Origin of the sequence: Cytophaga sp. FL35 (assembly GCF_014349235.1) — a bacterium.
Classification (GTDB): domain Bacteria; phylum Bacteroidota; class Bacteroidia; order Flavobacteriales; family Flavobacteriaceae; genus Euzebyella.
In genome coordinates this window covers 1-24,775 of sequence record NZ_JACSOH010000006.1, presented here as the reverse complement: position 1 = coordinate 24,775, position 24,775 = coordinate 1, and the positions used below count along the sequence as shown (strand labels likewise).

Annotated in this window: 25 protein-coding genes; 9 read left to right on the top strand and 16 right to left on the bottom strand. The window is 38.7% G+C overall.

Features of this window, described 5'->3' with window-relative positions; genetic code table 11:
* The 4 genes from BIZ36_RS06255 to BIZ36_RS06240 form a co-directional block, all read right to left on the bottom strand.
* A complete protein-coding gene (locus BIZ36_RS06255; protein ID WP_187457027.1) occupies window positions 1–972 on the bottom strand; it encodes an aldo/keto reductase in 972 nt (323 codons plus the stop codon).
* A gap of 126 nt (window positions 973–1,098) precedes the next feature.
* Window positions 1,099–2,520 (bottom strand): Gfo/Idh/MocA family protein, encoded by a 1,422-nt coding sequence (locus BIZ36_RS06250; RefSeq protein WP_187457026.1) that lies wholly within the window; start codon window positions 2,518–2,520, stop codon window positions 1,099–1,101.
* A 19-nt stretch (window positions 2,521–2,539) separates the two neighbouring features.
* Window positions 2,540–3,298, bottom strand: coding sequence for a 3-keto-disaccharide hydrolase (locus tag BIZ36_RS06245; RefSeq protein WP_187457025.1), 759 nt, complete (start codon window positions 3,296–3,298; stop codon window positions 2,540–2,542).
* A gap of 269 nt (window positions 3,299–3,567) precedes the next feature.
* A complete protein-coding gene (locus BIZ36_RS06240) occupies window positions 3,568–4,872 on the bottom strand; it encodes an MFS transporter (protein WP_187457024.1) in 1,305 nt (434 codons plus the stop codon).
* Between the two features lie 126 nt (window positions 4,873–4,998).
* Here BIZ36_RS06240 and BIZ36_RS06235 point away from each other — a divergent pair, with 126 nt between their 5' ends.
* Window positions 4,999–5,151, top strand: a complete 153-nt coding sequence (locus tag BIZ36_RS06235; RefSeq protein ID WP_187457023.1) for a hypothetical protein — start codon at window positions 4,999–5,001, stop codon at window positions 5,149–5,151.
* Between the two features lie 27 nt (window positions 5,152–5,178).
* Here BIZ36_RS06235 and folD read toward each other — a convergent pair whose 3' ends face one another.
* The 3 genes from folD to BIZ36_RS06220 form a co-directional block, all read right to left on the bottom strand.
* Window positions 5,179–6,063 (bottom strand): bifunctional methylenetetrahydrofolate dehydrogenase/methenyltetrahydrofolate cyclohydrolase FolD, encoded by an 885-nt coding sequence (gene folD, locus BIZ36_RS06230; RefSeq protein ID WP_187457022.1) that lies wholly within the window; start codon window positions 6,061–6,063, stop codon window positions 5,179–5,181.
* Window positions 6,064–6,099: 36 nt separating this feature from the next.
* Entirely contained in the window at window positions 6,100–7,437 is a 1,338-nt protein-coding gene (ffh, locus tag BIZ36_RS06225; RefSeq protein ID WP_187457021.1) for a signal recognition particle protein, read from the bottom strand.
* Between the two features lie 182 nt (window positions 7,438–7,619).
* Entirely contained in the window at window positions 7,620–9,002 is a 1,383-nt protein-coding gene (locus BIZ36_RS06220) for a hypothetical protein (RefSeq protein ID WP_187457020.1), read from the bottom strand.
* 105 nt (window positions 9,003–9,107) lie between these two features.
* Here BIZ36_RS06220 and BIZ36_RS06215 point away from each other — a divergent pair, with 105 nt between their 5' ends.
* From BIZ36_RS06215 to BIZ36_RS06190, 6 genes are all read left to right on the top strand, one after another.
* The gene (locus BIZ36_RS06215) at window positions 9,108–9,620 is read left to right on the top strand and encodes an RNA polymerase sigma factor (RefSeq protein WP_187457019.1); all 513 of its coding nucleotides are present in this window, start codon (window positions 9,108–9,110) and stop codon (window positions 9,618–9,620) included.
* 67 nt (window positions 9,621–9,687) lie between these two features.
* On the top strand, window positions 9,688–10,590 hold the full coding sequence (locus BIZ36_RS06210) for a FecR family protein (RefSeq protein ID WP_187457018.1): 903 nt from the start codon (window positions 9,688–9,690) through the stop codon (window positions 10,588–10,590).
* The gene (locus tag BIZ36_RS06205) at window positions 10,580–13,093 is read left to right on the top strand and encodes a TonB-dependent receptor (RefSeq protein WP_187457017.1); all 2,514 of its coding nucleotides are present in this window, start codon (window positions 10,580–10,582) and stop codon (window positions 13,091–13,093) included. Before BIZ36_RS06210 ends, BIZ36_RS06205 begins: the two co-directional genes overlap by 11 nt.
* Before the next feature lie 61 nt (window positions 13,094–13,154).
* Window positions 13,155–13,778, top strand: coding sequence for a class I SAM-dependent methyltransferase (locus BIZ36_RS06200; RefSeq protein WP_187457016.1), 624 nt, complete (start codon window positions 13,155–13,157; stop codon window positions 13,776–13,778).
* A gap of 65 nt (window positions 13,779–13,843) precedes the next feature.
* A complete protein-coding gene (locus BIZ36_RS06195; protein ID WP_187457015.1) occupies window positions 13,844–14,407 on the top strand; it encodes a TetR/AcrR family transcriptional regulator in 564 nt (187 codons plus the stop codon).
* A gap of 61 nt (window positions 14,408–14,468) precedes the next feature.
* Window positions 14,469–15,038 carry a carboxymuconolactone decarboxylase family protein gene (locus BIZ36_RS06190; RefSeq protein WP_187457014.1) on the top strand — a complete coding sequence of 190 codons (570 nt, stop codon included), beginning with the start codon at window positions 14,469–14,471 and terminating at the stop codon, window positions 15,036–15,038.
* An 83-nt stretch (window positions 15,039–15,121) separates the two neighbouring features.
* Here BIZ36_RS06190 and BIZ36_RS06185 read toward each other — a convergent pair whose 3' ends face one another.
* The 3 genes from BIZ36_RS06185 to BIZ36_RS06175 form a co-directional block, all read right to left on the bottom strand.
* Window positions 15,122–15,577 carry a DoxX family protein gene (locus BIZ36_RS06185; RefSeq protein ID WP_187457013.1) on the bottom strand — a complete coding sequence of 152 codons (456 nt, stop codon included), beginning with the start codon at window positions 15,575–15,577 and terminating at the stop codon, window positions 15,122–15,124.
* A gap of 62 nt (window positions 15,578–15,639) precedes the next feature.
* Complete coding sequence (locus BIZ36_RS06180; RefSeq protein ID WP_187457012.1) at window positions 15,640–16,206, bottom strand: Crp/Fnr family transcriptional regulator; 567 nt, start codon at window positions 16,204–16,206, stop codon at window positions 15,640–15,642.
* Between the two features lie 85 nt (window positions 16,207–16,291).
* Window positions 16,292–16,882, bottom strand: a complete 591-nt coding sequence (locus BIZ36_RS06175) for a hypothetical protein (protein WP_187457011.1) — start codon at window positions 16,880–16,882, stop codon at window positions 16,292–16,294.
* 334 nt (window positions 16,883–17,216) lie between these two features.
* Here BIZ36_RS06175 and BIZ36_RS06170 point away from each other — a divergent pair, with 334 nt between their 5' ends.
* Together BIZ36_RS06170 and BIZ36_RS06165 are read left to right on the top strand one after the other, a co-directional pair.
* Entirely contained in the window at window positions 17,217–18,092 is an 876-nt protein-coding gene (locus BIZ36_RS06170; protein WP_187457010.1) for a helix-turn-helix domain-containing protein, read from the top strand.
* Window positions 18,093–18,243: 151 nt separating this feature from the next.
* The gene (locus BIZ36_RS06165; RefSeq protein ID WP_187457009.1) at window positions 18,244–18,900 is read left to right on the top strand and encodes a hypothetical protein; all 657 of its coding nucleotides are present in this window, start codon (window positions 18,244–18,246) and stop codon (window positions 18,898–18,900) included.
* Between the two features lie 70 nt (window positions 18,901–18,970).
* Here BIZ36_RS06165 and BIZ36_RS06160 read toward each other — a convergent pair whose 3' ends face one another.
* From BIZ36_RS06160 to BIZ36_RS06135, 6 genes are all read right to left on the bottom strand, one after another.
* A complete protein-coding gene (locus tag BIZ36_RS06160) occupies window positions 18,971–19,417 on the bottom strand; it encodes a GNAT family N-acetyltransferase (RefSeq protein ID WP_187457008.1) in 447 nt (148 codons plus the stop codon).
* 110 nt (window positions 19,418–19,527) lie between these two features.
* On the bottom strand, window positions 19,528–20,250 hold the full coding sequence (locus BIZ36_RS06155) for a DUF6090 family protein (RefSeq protein ID WP_187457007.1): 723 nt from the start codon (window positions 20,248–20,250) through the stop codon (window positions 19,528–19,530).
* Between the two features lie 176 nt (window positions 20,251–20,426).
* A complete protein-coding gene (locus BIZ36_RS06150; RefSeq protein ID WP_187457006.1) occupies window positions 20,427–21,659 on the bottom strand; it encodes an adenylate/guanylate cyclase domain-containing protein in 1,233 nt (410 codons plus the stop codon).
* Between the two features lie 219 nt (window positions 21,660–21,878).
* Window positions 21,879–22,616 carry a hypothetical protein gene (locus BIZ36_RS06145; RefSeq protein WP_187457005.1) on the bottom strand — a complete coding sequence of 246 codons (738 nt, stop codon included), beginning with the start codon at window positions 22,614–22,616 and terminating at the stop codon, window positions 21,879–21,881.
* 224 nt (window positions 22,617–22,840) lie between these two features.
* Window positions 22,841–23,281, bottom strand: a complete 441-nt coding sequence (locus BIZ36_RS06140; protein ID WP_187457004.1) for a hypothetical protein — start codon at window positions 23,279–23,281, stop codon at window positions 22,841–22,843.
* 323 nt (window positions 23,282–23,604) lie between these two features.
* Window positions 23,605–24,720 carry a Fic family protein gene (locus BIZ36_RS06135; RefSeq protein ID WP_187457003.1) on the bottom strand — a complete coding sequence of 372 codons (1,116 nt, stop codon included), beginning with the start codon at window positions 24,718–24,720 and terminating at the stop codon, window positions 23,605–23,607.
* Window positions 24,721–24,775 lie beyond the last annotated feature (55 nt).

Here is a 24,775-nt window from a genome sequence, read left to right as displayed (position 1 = left end):
TTATTGAGACCAAGAGGTTGGCACTCTGTCCCAACGGTGCTTCTTTAATTCTTGAACCAATTCTGAGGGTAACGGAGTACCGTCACTGGTAGCGGTATTGGCCAAAACATTCCGCTGTTTACGCATTCCCGGAATGGTAGTACTCACGGTTTTGTTCTCCAAGATAAAACGCAAGGCCATTTCCGCCATGGTCATTCCTTCTGGAATAATCGGTTTTAGGGCATCGGCATGTTCCACACTACTATTTAAATTTTCAGGAACAAAATAGGTGCCTCTCCAATCCCCTTCGGGAAAAACGGTATCCTTCGTAAGATTTCCTGTAAGTGTCCCCTCATCAAAAGGCACCCGTGCGATTACGGCAATGTCCTTTTCCTCACAAAGTGGAAAAAGTCTATCCTCAGGATTTTGGTCAAAAATATTATAGATGACCTGAACGGCATCAATGAGGCCGGTTTCCAAAGCTTTTATTCCGTTTTCTGGCTCCCAGCGGTTCACACTGATTCCCATAGCGGCAATTTTACCGTCCTTTTTTAAATCCTCAACAGCCCGTTGCCATTCTTCTCGATGGGACCAACCGTCGTCCCATGTATGAAATTGTATCAAATCGATTCGCTCCATCCCTAGATTGACCAGGGTCTTTTCTGTATACTCTACAATATGGTTGACCGGATACGAATCTTCATAGGTATATTCCGGTTTTGCCGGCCACTGAAAATTTTTGGGCGGTATTTTACTAGCCGTATATATTTTCTCCTTCGAATGTCTTCTCACCAACTGTCCCAGAAGCTCTTCGCTATGTCCTTCACCATACCCCCAGGCCGTGTCAAAAAAATTAACTCCATTTTCTACGGCTAGGTCCAATGATTTTGCGGATTGAATATCGTCCGATTCTTTCCAGCCTGCCATACCCCACATACCGTAGCCAATTTCACTTACTTGCCAGTCGGTTCTCCCAAACCTTCTATATTTCATAATCGTGTTTTTTAAAGTTGAATATTGTTTGAGGCGGAGCAAAAAAGAACCCGCATCTTATTGAAGTGGTAATTTACAAATGAAATTGACCAATTTAAGATGCGGGCCCTAAAAATTGAAATCCGTTTAGAAATCTCTATACTCGTCGCCTAAATATTGATTAGCTTCCTCTTCGGAAAATTTAGCCGCTTCGGCATCCCAATGCAAAGTCTGGTTCGGGAATCTACCCGCAATCACACCTAACAGAATGGTTTCCGTTAAACGGGAAGCATAGGAGAACGGAGCCGATGTTTCACCTTTTCCTAAACAGGCATCTACAAATTGGTGGTAGTGCTTAGGACCTTCAGACTCATAATTTCTCACTGGCTCACCCAATCCAAATTTTTGAGAGACCTCAGCGATCTCATCTGAAATATCAACATATTTGCCTCGAACAATTTTCTTAGGTAATTGCATGAAATGAGGAAGTAATAAACGTCCCTTTTTACCAATGAACATAGCGCCTTGGTCCGGTAATTGACCCTCACCGGCCACACCGGCATCCAAAGAAATTTTGTCCTCGACACTATCGGATTTTTGTTTTTTTCCTGCAGTTGGCTTTGCACCTGGTAGAATCAAATCTTCGTGGGCAGGGGGCATTCCGGGACCGTCATACCAAATCCATTTCAGATTTTTGGTGGTATACTCGGTTCCAGGAAATTCATAAGTAACCGTATTGTTCTCTGGGTAACCAAAACCATTTGGTTCCCTACATTCATTTTTGATGGTCAAAGGCACATCTAGGTTCAATGCATTATAAGGGGTATCAAAAATATGAACGCCCATATCGCCCAATGTTCCACATCCGTAATCTAAAAGTTTACGCCAGTTGCCCGGGTGGTAATAGCCTTCTTTATAAGGACGTTTTTTAGAAGTACCTAACCAAAGGTTCCAATCCAGTTGTGGTGGTACCGGGTCTTCACCTTCGGGCTCAGGACCATTGTAGCCCCAAGATTTTGGAGACCAAGCATGTACCGTATGCACCTTACCGATGATTCCGGATTGAATCAAATGTGTGGCCAATCTATAATCGTAGAAAGAATGTACCTGAATACCCATTTGGGTAACCAAATTCTTCTCTTTGGCCAGTTGGTTCATTTTTCGGGATTCTTCCACGTAATGGGTCAAAGGTTTTTGACAATAAACGGGTTTGTCCATTTCCATGGCCATAATCGAAGCTGGTGCATGTGTATGGTCGGGTGTCGATACGATAACGGCATCAATCTGCTCGCCCATTTCTTCCAGCATGGTTCTATAATCGAAAAACACACGGGCCCCAGGGTGTAATTTGTGGGCTTTGGCCAGGTTAATGGAATCCACATCGCATAGTGCCACAACATCAACTGATTTGTGGGACGATATGGCCTCTAGGTCGGCAGCTCCCATATTACCCACACCAATATGTGCCGTTCTCAATTTTTTGTTGGGGCCAAGCGCCCACGTCGCATTAGGTAACAGCGCAAATGACGATACCGCCGCCGCACTTTTTAAAAATTCTCTTTTGTTCATTAGAGTAGTTTAGTATGGTTTATAATTTTCTTAGCTTGATATTTTTTAACCAAAGCGGACTGTCGTGATCCTGAAATCCGATATAGCCCGACTTAAAAGTACCGTATTTTGGTGAATCTTTCCATTTGCCCTCACTTTTACGCTTCTCCCAATCTTCGCTCCATGGCACAAAAGACAGTAATTTTTTTCCGTTGAGCCAGTGCTCCACTTTTTCAGGCGTAAAAATGACCCTAGAAGTATTCCACTCCCCTGCCGGTTTGGTTATTTTTTGGGAAACGTCAGGCACATGCATCGCATAATCCGCTCCCGTTTTTTGCCATTCTTCCAATTTCGCATTATTGATAGCCTCCCAGCCCAAATCATCCAACATTTGATATTCGGGAGAAATTTCGGGCATTCCCCAGTTACCTTCCTTTACGTGATATAACATCCCACTATTTCCTCCTTCGGGTATTTTCCACTCCCAAGCAAGCTCAAAATTATCAAACTCCTCCGCCGCATAAATAATATCATTACCTCCTTTTCTATTGGCCTCGGTCCTTTTTTCGGTATCAAAGGTTAACACACCATCTTCAATTACCCATTGTGGGGGTAAGTCCTCACCGTTATAGGAACGCCACCCGTCTGTTGTTGTTCCGTCAAATAAATAAACCCACTCATCTTCAGAAGTGTTGGTTTCTTCTTGCGCCACCTCATTAGTGGACGTTTCATTTTTTTTCTCTGTTTTACAGGAAAAAAGAAGAACGGAAATTGACAAAATGGTACAAATTTTCTTCATGGTCATTTAGTTAATTTAGATTTTATGATAAATTATTTGAAAGTATATTTTTACTTTTAAGGTAATGTGTACGAACACTTTTTGGCTTCAAAAAACACAAATTCTTCAATTGAAGGAATTTACACAATAGACAGTTAGAAAATAAAAGGACTAAAATAAATAGATTTTTAATCTTACCCCACGTTAATTTTTGCTCTTTCTCCTACAATATTGTCAACAGGCCAACAAAATGCTCACCATATCCTTATGATTTTCTAAAGATAAGAGGTTTACTGCGGATTATCGGCTTTAACGGAACCGATTGCCAAAAATAAAAGGAATGCCAGACCAAAATATCCCATAAGTCTATAGGAGCCAAAGGTGCTAAAACAGAAACTGAAAATGGAAGGCGCCAAAGCACTCCCCAAAATAAGAAAGGACATTACCTTACCCGTAATTGCCCCTAAATGGGTGCGACCGTAAAAGCGAGGCCACACAATGGCGTTCAATACGGCGAAAAATCCTCCCAGGATTCCGAACCCGCCAATTAGCAGGGGTACACCAAAGGCGGTGGACAAGAACAAAAAACCAACGGAGGCCATTATGCCTCCTAGAATCATTAGATATAAGTACAGCTTTAATTGAAGGTAATCGCTTAAAAAGTTAAAAATAGAAGAAATGGTTACGGCGACCACCGATGCCGGCAAGAATATGGAAATTGCATCCTCTTTAGGAAAGCCTTCACTTGCAAAAACGGACACCACATGGAAGGTTAGACCAGTTATAAAAAAGCTATTAAAGGCTAAAATAAGGGCGTACATCCAGAAAGCACGGGTACCTTGCGCCTCTTTTACTGTATATTGATGAGCCAGAGGCACATGCTTTTTTTCTTCTCCCGAATCCACATTGGAACCATCTGGAGATAGACCGTGCTCCTCTGGATTGTTCTTATAAAACTGTAAGGCAACCAAACTGAAGACCAAAAGACCTGCTGCCAAAAACTGCCACGCCATTTGCCAGCTAAACCCTTCAATTAGTGCATTTACCCATAAGGGAGATGACGAGAATCCAAAAGAAATGGCAACACTGCTAATGGCGTTTACCTTTCCCCTATTCTTATCGAACCAAATCATGATTACATTTCTAGAGGCCATTGTCAATACCCCTTGGCCTGAAAACCTTAGGATAAAAAAGAGTACGGTCATTAACAAAAAAGGAATCCACCAAGTGTTCAAACTAAGCAAAGACTTTAAAAATTCACTCATCTGAACAGACCATGAACACAGCATCAATGCTACGGAAAGGGTCAAAGCGGCAAAAAAGGCTACGTAGCGCGCTCCGTACACATCAAACCATTTTCCGGCCCTTCCAATTACCAAGGAGCTACAAATGGTACCTATCATATAGGCATTGCTAAACTGGTTTCGAGTAAGGCCCAAGGCCTCTTTCACTGGGTCCGTAAATACAGAAACACCAATGGTCTGCCCCGGAATGCTACAATAAATTCCAAAAGTGCCTACTATGAGAATGACATATCCGTAGAAAAAAGGACTTTTAGCAGGGTCTATGAGCGAAAAACGATTGGTGGCAGCCATAATAAGAAAGGCGCAAAGTACGCCAAATTAAATCAGAATGTGGGTTAAGAAATAGTTGTCTGCTTTTGTAATACGGAAAAGGACTTTTGTGCGTTAATAGAACAGTGTATTTATAAAGCAATCGTCATGAGAAAAATTTTAGCAGTGAGCTTCATCCTTTTTGCCATAATTGCCATGGGAAGTTGCAGTATTGATGATAGCAATGATATTGAGATTATTAAACCTGGGGATACGGTCATTACCGGAAACGGAATGGCCCACCAAGTTAAACTTCAATAAAAAAGGGAGCTCACGCTCCCTTTTTTTCTATGCTTTCTTATTGTGCCTTGCCCTAGCCAACAAAGTGTTTTTTAACAACATGGCAATGGTCATTGGTCCAACCCCACCAGGAACTGGGGTAATAAAGGATGCTTTCTTTTCAACATTTTCAAAATCGACATCCCCAGTAATATAATATCCTCTTTTTTGGGTTTCGTCCGGTACACGGGTAATTCCCACATCAATAATGACCGCACCTTCCTTTACCATACTTTCCTTCAGGAATTTAGGCACTCCCAAAGCGGAAACAACGATATCTGCCTGCTTGGTCAATTCTTCGATATTTCTGGTACGACTATGGGTCAAGGTTACCGTACTATTGGCCGCCTCTCCCTTTTGACTCATTAAAATACTGATAGGTCTTCCAACAATATGGCTTCGGCCGATGACTACCACGTTTTTACCTTCGGTATCTACCTTATAGCGCTTTAAAAGCTCCATGATACCAAAGGGCGTAGCAGGAATAAACGATTCCATATCCAAGGCCATTTTACCGAAGTTTACCGGGTGAAAACCATCCACATCCTTTTCAGGATCTACGGCCATCAATACTTTTTCTTCATTGATATGCTTTGGTAAGGGAAGCTGAACAATATAGCCATCAATATCCGGATTGGCATTTAACTCCTTCACTTTTTCCAGCAACTCTTCTTCGGTAGTTTCCTCCGGGAGGTGAATTAAAGTGGATTCAAAACCTATCTTTTCACAGGAGCGAACTTTACTTCCTACATAGGTTAGGCTGGCACCGTCATTACCAACCAAAACGGCCGCAAGGTGTGGCACTTTTTCGCCACGCTCCTTCATTTGGGCCACTTCAACAGCTATTTCTTCTTTGATATCATTTGATACCTTCTTGCCATCTAAGATTTTCATAGTATTCTTTGGTGATTAATTCTTTAGGGCAGGTCCTTAATTTCTTCCTAGGGCCCCACCCATCATTTGCATCATTTTCTTACCGCCGCCTCCTTGCATCATTTTCATCATTTTGCTCATTTGGTCAAATTGCTTCAACAACTGGTTGACCTCTTGAACTTGCCTTCCGCTTCCTTTGGCAATACGTTTTTTACGGCTATGATTCAATTTTGAAGGATTGGCCCTTTCATCTGGGGTCATGGAGTGAATGATCGCTTCAATATGCTTAAAGGCATCATCATCAATATCAATACCCTTGAGTGCTTTGCCCATACCGGGAATCATGCCCATTAAGTCTTTCATGTTCCCCATCTTCTTTATCTGCTGAATCTGGGAAAGGAAATCATCAAAGCCAAACTTGTTCTTGGCAATTTTCTTCTGGATTTTGCGAGCCTCTTCTTCATCAAACTGCTCTTGGGCGCGTTCCACAAGGGAAACCACATCACCCATACCCAAAATACGATCGGCCATACGGGAAGGATAGAAAACATCTATCGCCTCCATTTTCTCACCGGTACCAATAAATTTTATGGGTTTATCTACTACAGACTTAATGGATATGGCGGCACCCCCACGGGTATCACCATCCAATTTGGTAAGGATAACCCCATCAAAATTCAATACATCGTTAAAGGCCTTGGCCGTATTTACCGCATCTTGACCCGTCATGGAATCGACTACAAAAAGAGTTTCCTGCGGTTGTATAGCCGAATGGATATTGGAAATTTCGGTCATCATGGCCTCATCAACCGCTAAACGACCCGCGGTATCAATGATTACCACATTAAAACCTTCTGCTTTCGCTTTAGCTATACCAGCTTTTGCAATGGCAACGGGATCATTGTTCTCCCTATCGGAATAGACCTCCACGCCAATTTGCTCCCCAACCACATGTAATTGGTCAATAGCCGCTGGACGGTACACATCACAAGCGACCAATAAGGGCTTTTTAGTCTTTTTGGTCTTAAGGTAATTGGCCAACTTACCGGAAAAGGTAGTCTTACCCGAACCTTGAAGTCCAGACATCAAGATTACCGAAGGCGTACCCGAAAGGTTGATTCCCTCACTTTCGCCTCCCATCAACTGCGTAAGCTCGTCCTTTACAATCTTCACCATCAACTGGCCCGGTTGTAAAGTGGTCAATACATCTTGACCCAAGGCTTTTTCTTTTACCCTATTGGTAAATTCTTTGGCAATCTTAAAATTAACATCCGCATCCAACAGGGCTCTACGCACCTCTTTGGTTGTTTCGGCAACATTTATTTCAGTGATTTGCCCGTGCCCACGGAGGGTGTGCAAGGCCTTATCGAGTTTTTCGCTTAAATTATCGAACATGTTTCATGTACATTTTTGAAGAATGGCAAATTTAATAATTAGAAAGGGAATGAGAGGGTTTTTGCGTTAAAAATAAGCCCGTAACACCCTGTAAGCTTTTACCATTAAATAAAAAAGCACCTATCCTTAGATAGGCGCTTTTCGTTTGTGGGGCAACTTCCAGAATCAACATCTGGAATCTCTTACTCTTCACAGTTTTTGTGAAGCACTATAATTTCTTCTCCGCGGCTTAGTTTATAGCTGTCCAGCCCACACTCTAAAACTTTCCACTCGCCAATATAATTGGCCAATGTTTTACTGAGTTGGCTAATGACCACCACATTACCGGTAACGGACCAACTACCTTCGTCCACCACGGTTCCATTAGCATTCTCCACGTAGAGACCTCCTTCTGTGGTAAAGTTTAACGCCAGTTCTTCAAAAAACGTATTATTTTCATTTAAAATGGTCCATTTACAATCACTAAGACCTTGCATTATTTGTTCCTCTGAACAAGTATCTGGCCGGTACTCACAGTCCTTTTCCAAGGTTAACTTATTCTCTTCCTCTACATTTTTCAATCTAATTTTTCCTGGTATTATTTCATAAACCCACCAAGCTCCATTATAATCGGATTTATCATCAAAATAAACGGAAAGTTGCGCCCTTCCTTCTATCATTTCCACAGCCCATTCTCCTTCAATTTCGTATCCATAAGCAGCTTGAGTAAGTACCTTCCCATCCTGCAAAAAGGTAAAGTGATGGCTTTCTACGTATTGGGTAGCTTCTGAATTGGAGGTGGTATATCTAGACACGGCCCAAGGACAAATAAGTAGCAGCTCCTCAAGGTGTGCTTGGGTAAAATCATCATCATTATGATCTATATCATCATCTTCATCACAAAGACCACGCCCTTGTTCTATCGCATTGGCCAATTCGCTATTGGAATTTACTGAAATACTGGTGCTATCGGCATAATGTAACTGTATTGGAAATTCAATACTTAAAAGATCATTTTCGGTCAATCCTGCAATGAATCGGCGGAACTCTACATCTGCATTAACTTCAACCGTATTGGTCAATTGAAAATTGGGATTGTAAGTAAATAGCGTTAGTGGATAGGCAATATCCACGCATTCCAAATCCTCATCGGCACCGCCCTCCAGACATTGTTCGGCCAACGAATTTAACTCGTCTCCGTCTTCAATGGTTAACTGCGTATAATCTGCCATTGTAAGAGTAACAGGAAAAATCAATTGCCTAACAAAATCCTTGTCCTCCAAGAGGTCCAAGGCTTCTTCTACCGTTTTTAAATCCTCATAAGAATTAACGGTTATCTTTTCCTCCCCAATCCTAATTTCATAGGGAAAGTTGACATCAAAACAACTGGCACCATCAATAATATTGTCGTAGGAACCATCATTGGCTACCATATTCTTCAATAGGCTTACCACGTCATTTTCCATTGTCAATGTCAATTCCTGATCAATACTTTCCTCTAGGGGCTCCTCCTCTTGGCAGGAGACCAAAAACATCGTCATACCCAGTAGGAAGGCCATGAGCGATAAGTTTACAATTCTTTTCATCTTGATTTGGATTTCTTTATTTACTAAATGAAACAACGTTTAAATAAAATACCCTACTTGAGCAATTTGCAAAAATTAAAATATCTTTGATCAAAACCACCTACCTTGGATACTGAAAAAACCGATAACGTTTGTAATGAGCAGGTGTATAGCGATATCTTTAAAGCTAATTCCAAAACGATCTACAACTATATATATTATAAGTTTGGAAATGAGGAAAAAGCCTATGATGCCGTACAAGAGGCTTTTGTAAAACTATGGGAAAATTGTGGAAAGGTTTCACCTACTAGGGCCAAATCTTTTGTTTACACTGTTGCCAAAAACCTTTATCTGAATGTAATCAAGGCCGAGAAGGTACGGTTGAAATACGCGGAGAAATCTTTAAAGACCACCCATGAGACCCCCGAATTTCTTTTAGAGGAAGAAGAGTTCGGGAAAAAACTGCAGCGTGCCCTTGACGACCTACCGGAAAACCAACGCACTACTTTTTTGCTCAACCGCATAGATGGTAAAAAATATGCCGAAATTGCCGAAATGGAGGGCGTTAGTATTAAAGCAATAGAAAAAAGGATGCACTTGGCCTTAAAATCGCTGCGAGAAAAAATTGATGGTATTTAAACACTAAAAAACCTTAGGTAGGGTTTTTATATAGTTAATTGTTATACAGCATATAAGCTACCCCCAGATGCAAGAAAATTATTTAGCAAAATGGTTGAACGGTGAGCTCACCGAGGCAGAACTTCTAGAATTCAAAAAATCTAGTGAGTACGAAACCTATCTGCGTATTGCCGAAACCTCCCAACAGCTGGAAGCGCCCATATACGATGAGGAGAAAGCTTTTGAAGCCTTAAAGAACAGACAGCTTCTAGAAGAGCCCAAGGTGGTAAAACTTCAGCCATTTAAATCTTTTCTTCGCGTAGCGGCGGTAGCTGCCTTAATTATGATAGGCGCATTTTTCTATTTACAGACCCTAGACGAAAGTATATCCACGGGAGTTGCCGAAAACAAGGAAATAAAACTTCCGGACAATTCGGTAGTCAGCCTAAATGCCGATTCCCAAATTACTTATGACGAGGGAAACTGGCAAGAAGAAAGAGATTTGAAACTAAACGGTGAAGCATTCTTTAAGGTTGCCAAAGGCGAACGCTTTACCGTGCATACGGAGCAAGGTAAGGTCTCTGTTTTGGGAACCCAATTTAATGTAAAACAACGTTCCAAACTATTTATAGTCGATTGTTTTGAAGGTTTGGTACAAGTAGATTTTGATGGCAAAACCAAAAAACTGTCCAAAGGTATGTCCTTATCCTTAATTGATGGCCAGCTTTTGGAATCAGATAACCTAGAACATCTAAAACCGGCATGGCTTGCAAAAGAAAGCAGCTTTAAAAGTGTACCGCTTAAATACGTTTTTGAAGAATTTGGGCGCCAGTATAACATGGAAGTAACTACTAAAAATGTAGATACACAAAAATTGTTCACCGGTACATTTAGCAATACCCATAAAGAACTTGCCTTAAAAAGCATAAGCGTACCTTCACAAATAAAGTTTAAATTAGAGGGCGGCAAAGTGCTCTTCTATGGCGAATAAAATTTGGTTATCCTTTCTTTTTTGCCTCAGCTTTCTTTTATCCCCCATTATTTCTGCACAAGAAGGTGAACAGCGTTTATTGTTACGTAATTTCTTGCTAGAGTTGGAAAACAAGCATAATGTAAAGTTCTCCTATGCAGATGAGCAACTAGACCAAATTTCCATTGGTATTCCACCAACCCAAGAGTTAAGTTCCGTTTTAAAATTTATTGAAGAGGAAACTCAGCTCCTTATTGAAAAATTGAGCGAGCGGTATTACGCCATTGCATTTAATGACCGTTTACAGATTTGTGCTACGGTACTAGATAATTTTGAGCGCAATACGGTCATGGGTGCTACGATAGAGGTGCTGGGAGGTTCTAAAAATTTGATTACCGATGAAAACGGATTCTTTTCTATAACGGATGTTCCCAAAGATGCCGCTTTGCGCATCTCCTATTTGGGTTATCGCAACCTGATAGTAAAAGCATCCGAACTAACCGGAAAACAGCCTTGCAAAACCCTATTATTAGCGCAGTTTTATCAACAGTTGGAAGAGGTAACGGTCTACGAATTCTTGACCAAAGGTCTGGTAAAGCAAGAGGATGGCAGCATACGTATGAACAGCGAGGAATTTGGAGTGCTACCGGGCCTACTAGAACCCGATGTGCTACAAACGGTACAAGCACTTCCGGGAATTGAAAGTGTTGACGAAACCGTATCGGACATCAATATTAGAGGCGGCAGCAATGACCAAAACCTCATTTTGTGGGACGGAATAAAAATGTACCAGTCCGGTCATTTTTTCGGGCTAATATCGGCATTTAACCCCTATTTGACTGATAAGGTCTCACTTATTAAAAACGGTACCAGTAGCACTTATGGAGATGGAGTAAGTGGTATTGTAGATATCCAGACCAATAACAGTCTATCCGAAGATTTTTATGGTGGAGCCGGATTCAATTTAATCGGGGCCGATACGTACGGGCATTTACCCTTGACCAAAAAATTAGGGTTTCAGTTTTCTGCCCGCAGGTCCCTAACGGATGTGGTCAACACCCCTACCTACGAAAAGTTCTTTACTCGGGTTTTTGACGAGAACGAAGTGTCACAAGATGGAAATTTTTATTTCTATGACGTTACCGGAAAATTACTGTATGACCTAACCCAGGACCAAAAATTACGCTTCAGTTTCATAAATATTCACAATACGTTGGACTACTCAGAAACCGAAATGGAATCTGGAGATACCACCCAAAGTTCATTGGACCAATCCAACTATTCCGTTGGATTGCATTTAGAAAGCGGATGGACAGACCAATTTTCATCCCACCTCAATGCCTATTTCACCAATTATGAACTGGGAGCCAGAAATACAACCTCTAACGGATTGCAGGTACTTTTCCAGAAAAACGAGGTACAGGAACTAAGTGCCAAGCTTCATACAAAATTCCAAACCAGCGAATTCTTTCAATGGCATAACGGATATCAATTTACCGAAACGGCCATTGGCAACCAGACAGATGTTTCCCAACCTCCCTTTGCAAGCAATGAACGCAATGTAGTACGGACACATGCTCTTTTCACAGAGGTGGTATGGGAACCGGAAAATGAGAAAATGTTCTTACGGGGCGGATTAAGGTTCAATTTATTAGAGAACCCAAACAGTTTTAAGGAAAGTATCATAGAGCCACGTTTGAGTTTTAACTATGACCTAGGAAAGGATTTTAACCTTCAGGTATTGGGAGAATTCAAAAGTCAGGCCACCAACCAGATACTGGATTTAGAGCAAAACTTTTTAGGCATTGAAAAACGAAGATGGATCGTTTCTGATGGAGAAACCCTTCCCGTAACCAAAAGTAAACAAGCTTCCGTAGGGCTCAATTATGATACCAAAAACCTCTACATGGGACTGGAAGGGTTTTATAAACTAGTAGATGGAATCAGCACTGCTACTCAAGGTTTTCAAAATCAAAATCAATTTAATGGGGAAATTGGAGAGTATGAGGTCAAGGGAGTGGAATTTTTGGTAAATGCCAAAACGGATATTTTCAGCCTTTGGGCCAGCTATACCTACAACCTCAATAATTATACGTTTGGAACTTATATTCCTCCCACCTTCCCCAATAATTTGGATATAAGACATACGGCAAGCCTTGCAGGCACATATACCGTTAACCAATTGAAGTTAGGTATTGGCCTAAACTACCGTAGTGGAAGGCCTTTTACACAACCTGATCCCGAAAACCCCGTGGACACCACTTTTTTCCCGACGAGAATAAATTATAACGTACCCAACAGCAGTAGATTACGGGAATATCTTAGGGCCGATGCCTCGGCAATTTATAATTTTCAACTTACTAAGGGCGTAAAAGCATCAGCAGGGGTATCCGTACTCAATTTTACAAGCAGGAAAAACATTTTAAACACGTATTATCAGTTAAACACCGAAGATGAGATTGAAGCTGTTACCACCACATCTTTGGGTATAACACCTAATGCCAGCTTTAGGGTGAGGTTTTGACAGGTTTTGTTTTGCTAAAAAAGAAAGGGTACGTAACTTCCATAACTCTAAAATTCTTTAGATGAGCGACCCATGGTTAAAACGGTGGAATGACCGTTACAGTGAAAAAGAATACGCTTTTGGCACCCAGCCCAATGTTTTCCTGGAGGAGCAATTAAAGCACCTTTCTCCGGGAAAAATTCTTTTTGGAGCCGAGGGCGAAGGCCGAAATGCCGTATTTGCAGCTCGAAACGGCTGGAATGTCCATGCTTTTGATATTAGTGTGGAGGGCAAAAAGAAAGCGTTACAACTGGCCAATACCAACAACGTAGATTTAATATATCAACTAGGTCAACTACCGGACCTCGACTATGATCAAGGACATTTTGATGTCGTAGCCCTCATCTATGCCCATTTTCCCATAGAAATTAGAAGTGATTACCATCAGCTTTTGGCCCAACTAGTAAAACCGGGAGGTCATGTAATTCTGGAAGCCTTTGGCAAAAACCACTTGAAGTATCGCGAAGCCAATCCACGAATTGGTGGTCCCCGGGATTTAGATACCCTCATATCCATTAGTGAGCTGGAGCGGGATTTTAAAGACTTTCAACCCATAATTCTTGAAAAAAAAGAAGTTCAATTACAAGAAGGAATTTATCACAACGGTACCGGTTGGGCTGTTCGCTTCGTAGGCAAAAAACACTAAGAAAAAGTTAATCATTTTTTTATTTCTAAACGATTGTTTAGTTTTGTCGCATATTTGTTACTTGAATGGCAAGAAAGAAAGCATATATAGAATCTGAAGTAATCGAAAAAGCCATGAACCTTTTCTGGAGAAATGGTTATGAGACAACGTCTATGCAAATGCTTGAGAAAGAAATGGGCATCAATAAATTTTCTATTTATGCCAGTTTTGGAAGCAAGAATGGGGTCTTTCTTCAGAGTTTGGAATGTTATAAGGCTAAACTGAACGGATTGTTGACTAAACTAAAGGAATCCGAAAAAGGAGTAACGTCCATCAAAACTTATTTTTATGATTTTCTTGAATTCTCGAAAAACAACGAATTTGGTAAGGGTTGCTTGATTACGAATACCGCCAATGAAATTGGGGAAGATGCCGACGCGGAAATCAAGAAGGTTTTGACCGATTTCACAAATGAGGTGAGAGATATCTTTAAAGAAAGTTTACAAATAGAAAGTTCTTTGTCCAACACTAGTTTGAACCAAAAGGCCGACTATCTAATTATTGCTATGTTCGGACTGGCATCGGCTTCGAGAATGTTTCGACCCGCACAACTAAAGAGCTATATTGAAAATACATTTGACAACCTCTAAAAAAATTTAAAACCAAACTAAACGATTGTTTAGATATTATTAATCTTTTAAATATTATTATATGAGCACTACACACACCCAAGAAAAATTACATATTCACACCATCGAATCTGCACCTGCAGATAGCAAGCCTTTATTGGAAAAATCTCAAAACGCTTACGGATATGTGCCTAATTTGCATGGGGTACTGGCAGAGGCCCCAGGCCTATTGAATGCCTACCAAAACATTCATGAGCTTTTTGTCGACTCTTCTTTTAACAACGATGAGCTTACCGTAGTATGGCAAACCATTAACGTGGAACATGAATGCCATTACTGCGTGCCCGCCCATACCGGTATCGCCAAAGCGATGAAAGTAGATGACGCCATTATTGAGGCACTTAGAAACGAAACAGCATTACCGACCGACAAATTGGAAGCACTAAGGGAAACTACCCTTGAAATTGTTCGAAAACGAGGCTATGTGGAATCAGATACCCTTGAACGTTTTTACAACGCTGGTTATACCCAAAGACAGCTATTGGAAATCATTCTAGGGTTATCACAAAAGGTTATTAGCAACTATGTCAACCATATTGCAGAAACCCCATTGGACAAACCATTTCAAAAATTTGAGTGGAGCAAAAAATAAGCGCCGCATGATAGAACAAAAAGCATTGGCCAACGACCGATGCTTTTTGTTTTTATGTTAGTCTCGATTTTTAGAGACTTTCTTTAATTTTTGCCTATCGCACTCAAATAGGTCCAAACTATAAAAAGTATTTGTAGGGGAATACGAAACCAAAGATAGGCAAGACCATTTCCGTCAAAGGTTCCCTTTTGGTAATTCACGTTATGCAAAGCGGCATAGATATTCGCCGGCAACATCAACAGCAGAAAAATAATCAATGCCCAACCTGTCAGAGTTTTCAGCTTAGGAAGCAACAAACCTATTGCCAATAGAATTTCAAAAACTCCGGTCAGGTGAACAAAAATTTCTTTAAGGGGAATGAATTTAGGTACCATCATGGTCATGCCCTTGGTAAATACAAAATGTCCAATAGCAGTGAATACGAGCATTACGGACATGGCGATTCTTGCCGATAGCTCAAAATCATATTCTTTTTTGAATATTTTATTGAACAAAACGGCGATTGCAAAGCTTACTAAAAGTACAATGAGTGGTTTCATAGTTTCTTAATTGTTTGAAATGCAAAGGTTTTAAAAGAAACTATCAAAAAAATGAACCTAGGTTAAGTAATCCGTTTTCGTATTCTACTCAATGCTTGAGGCGTCACCCCTATATAAGAGGCTATAAATTTTAAGGGAATTTGTTGCAATAGTTTTGGCCTGTCTCTAAACAGGCTCAAATAACGTTCTTCCGCTGTTTGGTTCAATAAAGAAATCTCTCTTTTTGATTTTATTAAAAACATGCTTTCGGCCATTTTACGGCCAATAATATTTCCATTTGCGGTTTTTTTATAGACCTCATCCAGGTCATTTTTTGAAATTCTCCATAACAAGGTCTCTGTCAAGGTTTCGATTTGATATTCTGAAGGCAAACGAGATAAAAAGGAGTCATATCCTGTTACAAATTCATTTTCAAACAAAAAACCGAACGTTAGATCGGACTCCTCTCCGGGAATATAGAATCGCACCACACCTTTAGCAATAAAGGATACATAATTTTCGACCCCTCCTTTTTGTAAGATGACCGAATTCTTTTCAAATCCCACTTCTTTTAGTTTTGACTTAAAAAATCTCCAATCATCATCATCCATTGGAGAAATGCCGTCCAAAAACCTCTTTAATTGATCCATTTATGATTACTTGATATCTATACTGTAGTTTGAAGCTGCCATTTTTAAAAGGATACAAAAGAAATTATGCCTGGGGCTGAATTTATTACGGTTTTGAATACTCGATCAGTTCCTCTACGTAATGAAAATAGCCTTGATCTTGAGTGAGCTTAATAAAGTTTTTTACCGATGGAGCGTACAACCATACCTCCTTTTCATCTGCACTGTAACCACGGGAATTAGAAGTTGTACCGGTATATTCAATGGTGTAGGCCATAAATGTACCTGCTTCTACTGTTTCCTCTTGGAAAGAAAGAACGGTGGCCGTTTGGCTTTGGTTTCCAGTAGTACCGTCTTGGCTGGTCCAATTATTTTCATATTTCCATTTTTTACCCACTTCCAAAGGCCAATCGTATTTGGGTGTTTCGCTTTCCTCAGGTTTAGCAATTTCAGTAACCGGAATGGTATCCTTACCAATGGTCATCCCTAATTCACCGTCAAATTTTACTATTTTTCTAGTGTCCGTTCCATCGGAGCGCACCTCCCCTTCCGTAGTAACTCCTTTATACTTCCAGACCCATTTTTCACCCTCGACATAGTCAGCTACCGTAGGTTGGTGGGTTATACTTGTTTTAGTCCCATCATTACAGGCGCTAAGTATGACCAAAGCAACTAGTAAAATAAATCGGTTTTTCATTTTGTTCAATGTTTTATATAAAACCCATTAGACTACCCGTAACAACATATGTTACAGATTTAAGGATTTAATTAGCTGAATTCTAGACTCTAGTAGAAATAACTACCTCATGTAACGTAATCCCTGTTTAGACAGTGAGCCTCACAAATTGTGTACTTTTTAAAATAAAATTTAAAGCAGTATACTTAGCGGGCACTTTATATTTTGCTCTTCAAATCATGGAACCGTTGATTTGTATCGATACGGTGCTAAAGGTTTTGTATTACATTGTGCTTTAAAGGATTACTTCTTACCTTATACCTCCGTATACTGATTGAAGAATAAAATTTTCATAATGATCAATACTTATGAGGCAGGGAAAACAAATCCGGATATTTTTAAGCAGCTCTCTGTAAGAGATTTACTTTTCGTGTATTACAAATGTCCGCAGATAGATAGACTGGTGCACTTATATAACGATTATAACTTTATTGCCTTTTCGCTGGAAGGGGAAAGGATATTGCATCAAGGTGGCGATTCATGGCAAGTTACCCCCCAAACTTCCTATTTTCAGCGTAAATCTGCCTTTATTCAAGAATTGCCAGAGGCGCAGAACTGGCAAGTACTAGCCTTTCATGTACCTGATGAATTTCTGATTGAATTCGCCAATGAGTTTATGGATAGTTTACCAATAGACCATTTACCGGAATCAAGTAGTGAGATGTTCATAAAAATAGAATTGAACGAAGTTACAAGGACTTTCTTCCATAGTTTAATACCCTATTTTGCCCAGAAAATACCTCCTTCAGAAAAGCTTTTAGAATTAAAATTCAAAGAACTGTTTCTAAGTATCTTGTCCAACCCACTGAACAAGCAATTGCTTGCCTATATTCTTCGTTTAAACGATGAGACCAAACCTCCTATATGGCAAGTCATGGAAAAAAACTATGCGTACGATTTAAGCCTGAACGAATATGCACGTATATCAAGCCGCAGTCTAGCTGCGTTCAAAAGGGACTTTTTGGATTATTATCAAACTACTCCGGGAAAGTGGTTGACCGATAAACGCCTTAAGCATGCCACTATGTTATTGAAAACAACAAAGCAAAATGTGTCGGATATAGTGTTTCATTCTGGTTTTAAAAACGTATCTCATTTTAGTAGAATTTTCAAGCAAAAATTCGGACAATCTCCTCTACAATACAGAAAGAACTTAACGGCTACCGAATAACAAGGCTTTTAATAATTTCAATTTTAAAAGAAGAAAAAAAATTGAGCTTTTAAGAAAAACATGCTTTGCGGCGTCCTAATACCTTTGTTTCAAATTAAAGTCCAACAATCTAAAGGGTAACAAACTTAGATTACAATTAAAACAGATTCAAATGGTAAAGACGTACAAGAATATTGGGTATATAATGGCAATTTTGGTTCCATTGAGCATTGTGGCCTTCTATAAAACTTACTTTGGTCAATTTCCAGAATTTGAGGAAGGTGTATCCGCATTATCCCATAGCACAACTTCTGTATTTGATCATGTTCACGTATTTTTTGCTTTTTTGTGGATTTTGCTACTTATAGTTCAACCCATTTTAATCGGATGTGGAAAAACAAATCTCCATAAAATAATCGGGAAGATATCCTATGTTGCCTTTCCCCTCTTGGTACTTTCTTCCTTGCCGCTTATTTATAGAATTTTACATGCCGATCACGCAATGCTCGCCTATCTTCCTATTTCTGATATTGTGTTGCTAGTGCTATTTTACTCCTTGGCCATTTACAACAAGAAGAATACTGCTAAACACATGCGCTATATGATTGGAACCGCAGCCGTTTTCCTTGGCCCTATTTTTGGGAGGTTGGGTCCATACGTATATCACCTTCACCCAAAAATTATGAATAACATTAAGTTCGTAATCATCTATATCCTATTCTTGGGGCTTATCTATTTAGATAGGAAATATGGCAGGGATTTTAAACCCTACCTCGTAATTGTGGTAGCCATGGTGCTCAAACAAATCTTATTCAATGCGCTCCTTTAATGCTGAATTGCAGGCTCCCCAATCGAGTAAACTCTGATTCCTAATTTATACAATCCGTCCTAGGCGTTCCTCAACTATTGTATACGTTTGGGTTGTGCTTTTCCATATACAATTCAGGTTTGGGAATCTCGGTAAACCCAAACTTTCTATAAAGCCATTCGGCCGTATCAGTGAGCAAAATCCAACGCCTTAACCCTTGAAGATGTGGATGCTCCATTATTTCGGTCATCAGCCACTTGCTCAGTCCCTTTCCCCTATGCTCTTTAAGGATATAAACGTCGCCTAAATAGGCGATGGTTGAATAGTCTGAAATTACACGCGCAAAGCCTATTTGCTCGCTTTTGAAATAAATTCCAAAATTTAATGAGTTGTCTATGGAGGTTTTCACCGTATTAAGGGGGATGCCTTTTGCCCAATCGGTTTCGTTAGACAAAAACTTATGAATGCTTGAAACATCTAACCTATCCTTGTCCGTAGAAATGGTATAGTCTTCCCTATGTGATTCTTTAATGATCATTCATATTGTTTAGGGCTATAGGTCGTGTAAGATTCAAAATTATTACTATTACTAATGGTGAATGCTTGGCATAGAATCATATACGTCTAAAGTCAGCCTTGGTTATTCTTTTACAAAGATTGGTATTCAATATCTATTAGCTCGATTAATTCTGTGATATGTTTTTTTAATAAAACCGATTGCCTTGTATAATAATTAAGTTGTCTCGATGAAATATAAATATCAGCCAATATCCGCTTATCAGTAATTGTAATTGGTGAGCCAAAATCACTATATTTTATTTCATAAGCATATTTATTTGTTAACGCTATTGAACGATTCAATACATCTTCGCCAATAGCTATGATATTTTGAACTTCCAACTCATAGATATTTTGCATTGAATTGAATAGCTTACGATTGCTTATTATGTTTGATTTTCCTTCTGATATCATAGAATTATAAGTTCCGATTTTCGGTCGAAATTTTCTATCTGTAAAGAATATATATTCTAATTCAGATACTCCTTCCACTTTTGGAAGCTCTCCTATAATTTCCTCGAATATCAAGTCAATAGTTGAATCTTGAGACATTAATTGAGCTATTCGCCATTTATGATCATTAATTATTTGACTCAAGAATAATGTGTCTTGTACTAAATCGCTCTTTATTTCTTTTAGATAGACTTTTTCTGTATCACGTATTTTTTTTAGTTCATTAGAATTATTGATACTTAGCGCAATTAAAATTCCAATAACGACGAGTACAATTTCACCAGTAGCATAAAGAAAGTAATTAAGGATTTTTTTATCCTTAATCATATTATGTCTAATTTTTCTAAAGAATTTTGCCATTGGTTAATGTATGATATAAATGAAGCACAACGCAGGGCTATATGTAGTCGTGCGATTGGATTTTAGTTTGATGTACAGACAAGGTACGGAAAAAAGAAAGATAGCTGTGACTTTACCATAGAGTCTTAAATCACGCTTTTTTAACTCTCCAAGGCTTTGGGCATGGATTGCCTTTCTTAACCATATTTTATAAAATACATTTCCAATTCTCCTTTCCCTTTAGCGTGAATTTTCTTTCTGGTTTCACAAGTAATTTTATTTTTAACGAGCTGGTAAGTTGTTTCCGATATATTTATTTTACCGGGCTCACCAAGTGATTCCATCCTACTGGCTGTATTAACCGTATCTCCAAAGAGGTCATAGTTAAATTTCTTCTTTCCGACTACGCCAGCCACTATTGGACCGGAATGTATTCCCACCCGCATCTTCCATTTTAGGTTGTGTTTTTTGTTTCTCTCATCCAAATAGCACAGCATCTGTTGTGCAGCATTAATACATTTAAGGGCATGATTGTCCGTCGCTTCTTCGAGGCCGCATGCAGCCATATAGGCATCGCCGATGGTTTCAATTTTTTCTACTCCCGCCTCCTCGACAATCTCATCGAATCGGCCAAAAATATCATTGAGTTCATTGACCAAAGTAATGGCCGGTATGCTGGCCACCAACTCCGTAAAGTCTTTAAAATCGGTAAACAATATTGTTACATTTTTGTGCCTTTTGGGTACTGTTTTACCGGTTTCCTTCAAATCTTTTGCCACCTTTACCGGAAGAATATTATGCAGAAGATCGTCTGATCTTTTTTGTTCGACCCTCAATGACTTTTCTGACCTATCGATCAACACAGACAAAGTCCACGCGATTGTAAGACAAAAAAGCCCCGTGGTGCCTATATTGAACATTTGCAGGAGATACGGATCAAGCACATCATAACGAGGATTGAATTCGGATTGAAAAGCAATCGAAAAAATTAAAGTCAAAACCCCTAGCATGCTGAAACCGACAGCTATTTTCTTGGCACTTTTTGGGAAGGTCATGTATGGAGTAATGATGACGATGAAACAAATGACCCAAACCCCAGAGGAGAAACCCAACAAATACAGAAATAGAAGAATACCAATATAGGATGTAGCCGTAAACCAAGTGGCAGCTAACACGCGCCAACCTTTACCATTAAACAGTAGAACCAACGAAAACATCAACGCCAACAATCCATTGCTTCCATAAAGTATGGGGGCATCTGTAACGTAAAAAGCAGTAATCATCCAAAGCAGCATGAACAAGATGCCAAGCATAGAAGCGATATTTGTAATGCGCAGGTACCTATTCTCTGTTATAGAGAAGTCCTTTTTAGCACCAATATCCACTATTCTTTGAAAAATAGAAGTACTGCTTTTGTCACTATTGAACATTCTGTTATTGGTTGTTTTCTACAAAGTAGGTAACACTTTTATATTATCCAAAACCTTCTGTATCAGGGTTTAGACTCGTGGTTGAGCGAAATACTCCAAAATCGCTAAAACAGGCTATGGTTATTTTATTGCTAAGATTTCCCAATGCTGACCGATATGTCGCAAAATTGGCCTAAAAAGTTACTTTTTTACCAAGATCCATTTTACAACAAGTATAATTTACTCATAAATCACTTCTATTGTAGGGCACCTTTTTGGTAAATAAATTTTCTTTTCAGTTTCAATAAAGTCAATAAATTTTTCGGAGTAAACTAATTTCCCCTCATAATCAGTTATAAATACCTCAGCAATTAAACCCATAGGTGTCTTTTCATTTAATATCCATTTTTCATATTGATATCGGGACCTAAATAGAGGTAGTTTAAATTTTGATGACTTATCAATAATTAGGTGATAAGTTCCAATTTTTTTTCTTTTCCTTTTTCTTTCTTTGGGATTTTTCAAATAGAACTTATAATGTAAAAAGGATTCATTATTAATCGTTGTATCTTTCAGTTTAACAAAATCAAAATCTTCTTTTTTTAAGCGCTGTAGTTCTAATGAACTTGCCAACCTCGTAATTCCTTTGCAATCCATATTGATCATATCAGCATCATTCAATTCTGATTTTAATGCTATTGCTCTTGAAAATAACCCCCTTTTTTGATCTTCAAGAACTATTTTGTAGTTTAAACTATCTTCCTCAGTTATTACCCCAAAGTATTCATTCTGTTCTGAGTTTATTAAATAATAACCTTTTGCAAACTCTTCAGTGACCTTATGGTCTTTATTTTTAATCTTCCTTGGTTTTTTGTAGTATACCATAGCATGATATTCCATTATATAATCAAACTCGTACAGTTTTTGTGAATGCCCAACGACAAATGTTAAACTAAATAGTAAAATCAGAATTTTCATCAACAACGTTTTGCTATGTAGGTTTGAGGGAAGTATGAGGATAGATTTTCGGTTTTCATTTAAAGGTAAGCAAACAGAAAGAATACAGGTAAAGGGAAAATTAGAAAAAGACACTTATTTTAACTGGAAAAAACACCTTTCAAAAAGCTTTCCAGATTCAATATCAAAACAAAGCAAATGGCGAAATTTACTTTAAACAACTTGTATTTTACCCAAGTTTTTTTTTAGACACTGGATTTATTTTTCCTGTTCACTAGTCCGAAAATAATATTAATTGGAAAGAGGAGTTGTCCGACAATCATAAATAAAATAATCGAAGTGATAATTAAAGTTAAGTTATTATTAAACTCATGTTCCGTAATTTCAATCCGATAAAATTTGCTCAAGATCCAGACAATTAAAGTTCCGCCAATAGTCAGGCCAATATGAGTCAAATTCAGCCATTTGGATAGTTTTCTGTTCGCTTTTTGCATAATCCAATATACCATACCAATTATTCCAAAAAGTATTGAAATTAAAGTTGCCAAATGTAAGTAGCCAATAAGGTAATAGGTATCATAAACATTGATATCCAGTAATGCGTCTCCCTTTAAAATCCCTATCAGCATTATCATTGGAATCGAGATTAAAAATATCAAATGAGGTTTTCTAATTAGTATGTTCATTATTCAACTTATTACCCAACACAGGACTATGTTCTGTCGGGCGTTGGAATTTTAGAATGTCGTACCGAAAGGTACGTAAAAAAGAAAAATACAAGGGAGCACACCAGATTGCTTATCGCGGTTGAATATGGACAGTATTCCTCAATAGCACCTAAATAGCAGCAAGGGTGAAACCGTGAAGCAATTTGGGTTCACCTTTTGGTGACCGAGGGAAGCGACCGATGAATACCTTTGAAAAAAAATAAAAATATTATGAATAATTGTGCATCATCGGTTGGGCTAAACTGCGTTTTAATGCAGTTTAGGTTTTGTTGTAGATGTTTTTATACCCTCACTAATTTCAATAATGGCTCAAAAGCGTATAGAGCTGGTCTTCTTCCAGAGGCTTCCTCTAGAGTTCTGATAAGTTCTTTTTCCAATAACATTCTAGTGAACCTTGCTGCTGTGGGGCCTGGAATGCCACTCTTTGATGTAAATCGATTATTTCTAAATATTGGATTTGCGAAAATATAGTCTAGAGCATTAACGCTCCATTTAGAAGACAAAGTATCAGAAAAGATATGCTTCATTTCTTCATATAAGTTTTTAATGTTTTCGGCTATTTCTAGGTTTCTGATCGCTTGTTTTTCTACTGCATTCAAAAAGAATACACACCATTTTTCCCAATCATTATTTTCTGAAACATTCCTCATTGTGTCAATATATTCGTCTTTGTTTTCTTCCATGTATCCACTTATATAAAAATGAGGTTCAGAAATAGTTTTTGTAGACCAAAGTAGTAGGGTAATTAGCATTCTTCCTATTCTTCCATTACCGTCTTGAAGAGGGTGTAACGCTTCAAACTCTAAATGCATCAAAGCGGTCTTAATTAATATAGGATCATCACTATTGTTTATATAATCAAATAATTTTTCCAAACCATCATTGAGCTTTTCGGGACTTATAGGTACAAATAAAACTTTCTGTTTTATTTTGTCAGCTAAGTAATTCTGTTCAATTTTAAATTGACCGGGTGATTTTTGTGCTCCTCTTCCAAATGAAAGTAATTGTTGATGTATCGTTTTCACTAAATGTTGTGACAGAGGATACCCATCTTTCATCGCTTTCTGAGCATTTATTAAAGCTCTTTGGTATAAAATTGTTTCAAAAATATCAGACCTAACATTCTTAGCTTCCTCTGTATCATTCTCGCTATCAGCTTCAAACTTAAGTATTTCATCCATCGTGCTTATGGTACCTTCCATTCGTGATGAAATTACTGCTTCTTGATTTCTTAACGGAGCTAACAAGATTTCACTATTATGCATATTTTTTAGCATTTGGTCATATCTAGCTAAGGCATCAGTGGCTTTAATTAGAGGGTTTACTATTTGGCCAAAGTCAAGTTTTGAAGGAGGAAATTTTTCGTAATGATATTGTACAGCATTATTAAAATCCACAATTCATTATTTTAATTAGATGTAAAAATAATGCAAAATATGATTAACAATGAAT

Bases quoted from the DNA above. Each gene is read 5' to 3' on its own strand.
- BIZ36_RS06255 (WP_187457027.1), bottom strand. From the start codon at position 972: ATGAAATATAGAAGGTTTGGGAGAACCGACTGGCAAGTAAGTGAAATT.
- BIZ36_RS06250 (WP_187457026.1), bottom strand. From the start codon at position 2,520: ATGAACAAAAGAGAATTTTTAAAAAGTGCGGCGGCGGTATCGTCATTT.
- BIZ36_RS06245 (WP_187457025.1), bottom strand. From the start codon at position 3,298: ATGAAGAAAATTTGTACCATTTTGTCAATTTCCGTTCTTCTTTTTTCC.
- BIZ36_RS06240 (WP_187457024.1), bottom strand. From the start codon at position 4,872: ATGGCTGCCACCAATCGTTTTTCGCTCATAGACCCTGCTAAAAGTCCT.
- BIZ36_RS06235 (WP_187457023.1), top strand. From the start codon at position 4,999: ATGAGAAAAATTTTAGCAGTGAGCTTCATCCTTTTTGCCATAATTGCC.
- folD (WP_187457022.1), bottom strand. From the start codon at position 6,063: ATGAAAATCTTAGATGGCAAGAAGGTATCAAATGATATCAAAGAAGAA.
- ffh (WP_187457021.1), bottom strand. From the start codon at position 7,437: ATGTTCGATAATTTAAGCGAAAAACTCGATAAGGCCTTGCACACCCTC.
- BIZ36_RS06220 (WP_187457020.1), bottom strand. From the start codon at position 9,002: ATGAAAAGAATTGTAAACTTATCGCTCATGGCCTTCCTACTGGGTATG.
- BIZ36_RS06210 (WP_187457018.1), top strand. From the start codon at position 9,688: ATGCAAGAAAATTATTTAGCAAAATGGTTGAACGGTGAGCTCACCGAG.
- BIZ36_RS06205 (WP_187457017.1), top strand. From the start codon at position 10,580: ATGGCGAATAAAATTTGGTTATCCTTTCTTTTTTGCCTCAGCTTTCTT.
- BIZ36_RS06200 (WP_187457016.1), top strand. From the start codon at position 13,155: ATGAGCGACCCATGGTTAAAACGGTGGAATGACCGTTACAGTGAAAAA.
- BIZ36_RS06195 (WP_187457015.1), top strand. From the start codon at position 13,844: ATGGCAAGAAAGAAAGCATATATAGAATCTGAAGTAATCGAAAAAGCC.
- BIZ36_RS06190 (WP_187457014.1), top strand. From the start codon at position 14,469: ATGAGCACTACACACACCCAAGAAAAATTACATATTCACACCATCGAA.
- BIZ36_RS06185 (WP_187457013.1), bottom strand. From the start codon at position 15,577: ATGAAACCACTCATTGTACTTTTAGTAAGCTTTGCAATCGCCGTTTTG.
- BIZ36_RS06180 (WP_187457012.1), bottom strand. From the start codon at position 16,206: ATGGATCAATTAAAGAGGTTTTTGGACGGCATTTCTCCAATGGATGAT.
- BIZ36_RS06175 (WP_187457011.1), bottom strand. From the start codon at position 16,882: ATGAAAAACCGATTTATTTTACTAGTTGCTTTGGTCATACTTAGCGCC.
- BIZ36_RS06170 (WP_187457010.1), top strand. From the start codon at position 17,217: ATGATCAATACTTATGAGGCAGGGAAAACAAATCCGGATATTTTTAAG.
- BIZ36_RS06165 (WP_187457009.1), top strand. From the start codon at position 18,244: ATGGTAAAGACGTACAAGAATATTGGGTATATAATGGCAATTTTGGTT.
- BIZ36_RS06160 (WP_187457008.1), bottom strand. From the start codon at position 19,417: ATGATCATTAAAGAATCACATAGGGAAGACTATACCATTTCTACGGAC.
- BIZ36_RS06155 (WP_187457007.1), bottom strand. From the start codon at position 20,250: ATGGCAAAATTCTTTAGAAAAATTAGACATAATATGATTAAGGATAAA.
- BIZ36_RS06150 (WP_187457006.1), bottom strand. From the start codon at position 21,659: ATGTTCAATAGTGACAAAAGCAGTACTTCTATTTTTCAAAGAATAGTG.
- BIZ36_RS06145 (WP_187457005.1), bottom strand. From the start codon at position 22,616: ATGAAAATTCTGATTTTACTATTTAGTTTAACATTTGTCGTTGGGCAT.
- BIZ36_RS06140 (WP_187457004.1), bottom strand. From the start codon at position 23,281: ATGAACATACTAATTAGAAAACCTCATTTGATATTTTTAATCTCGATT.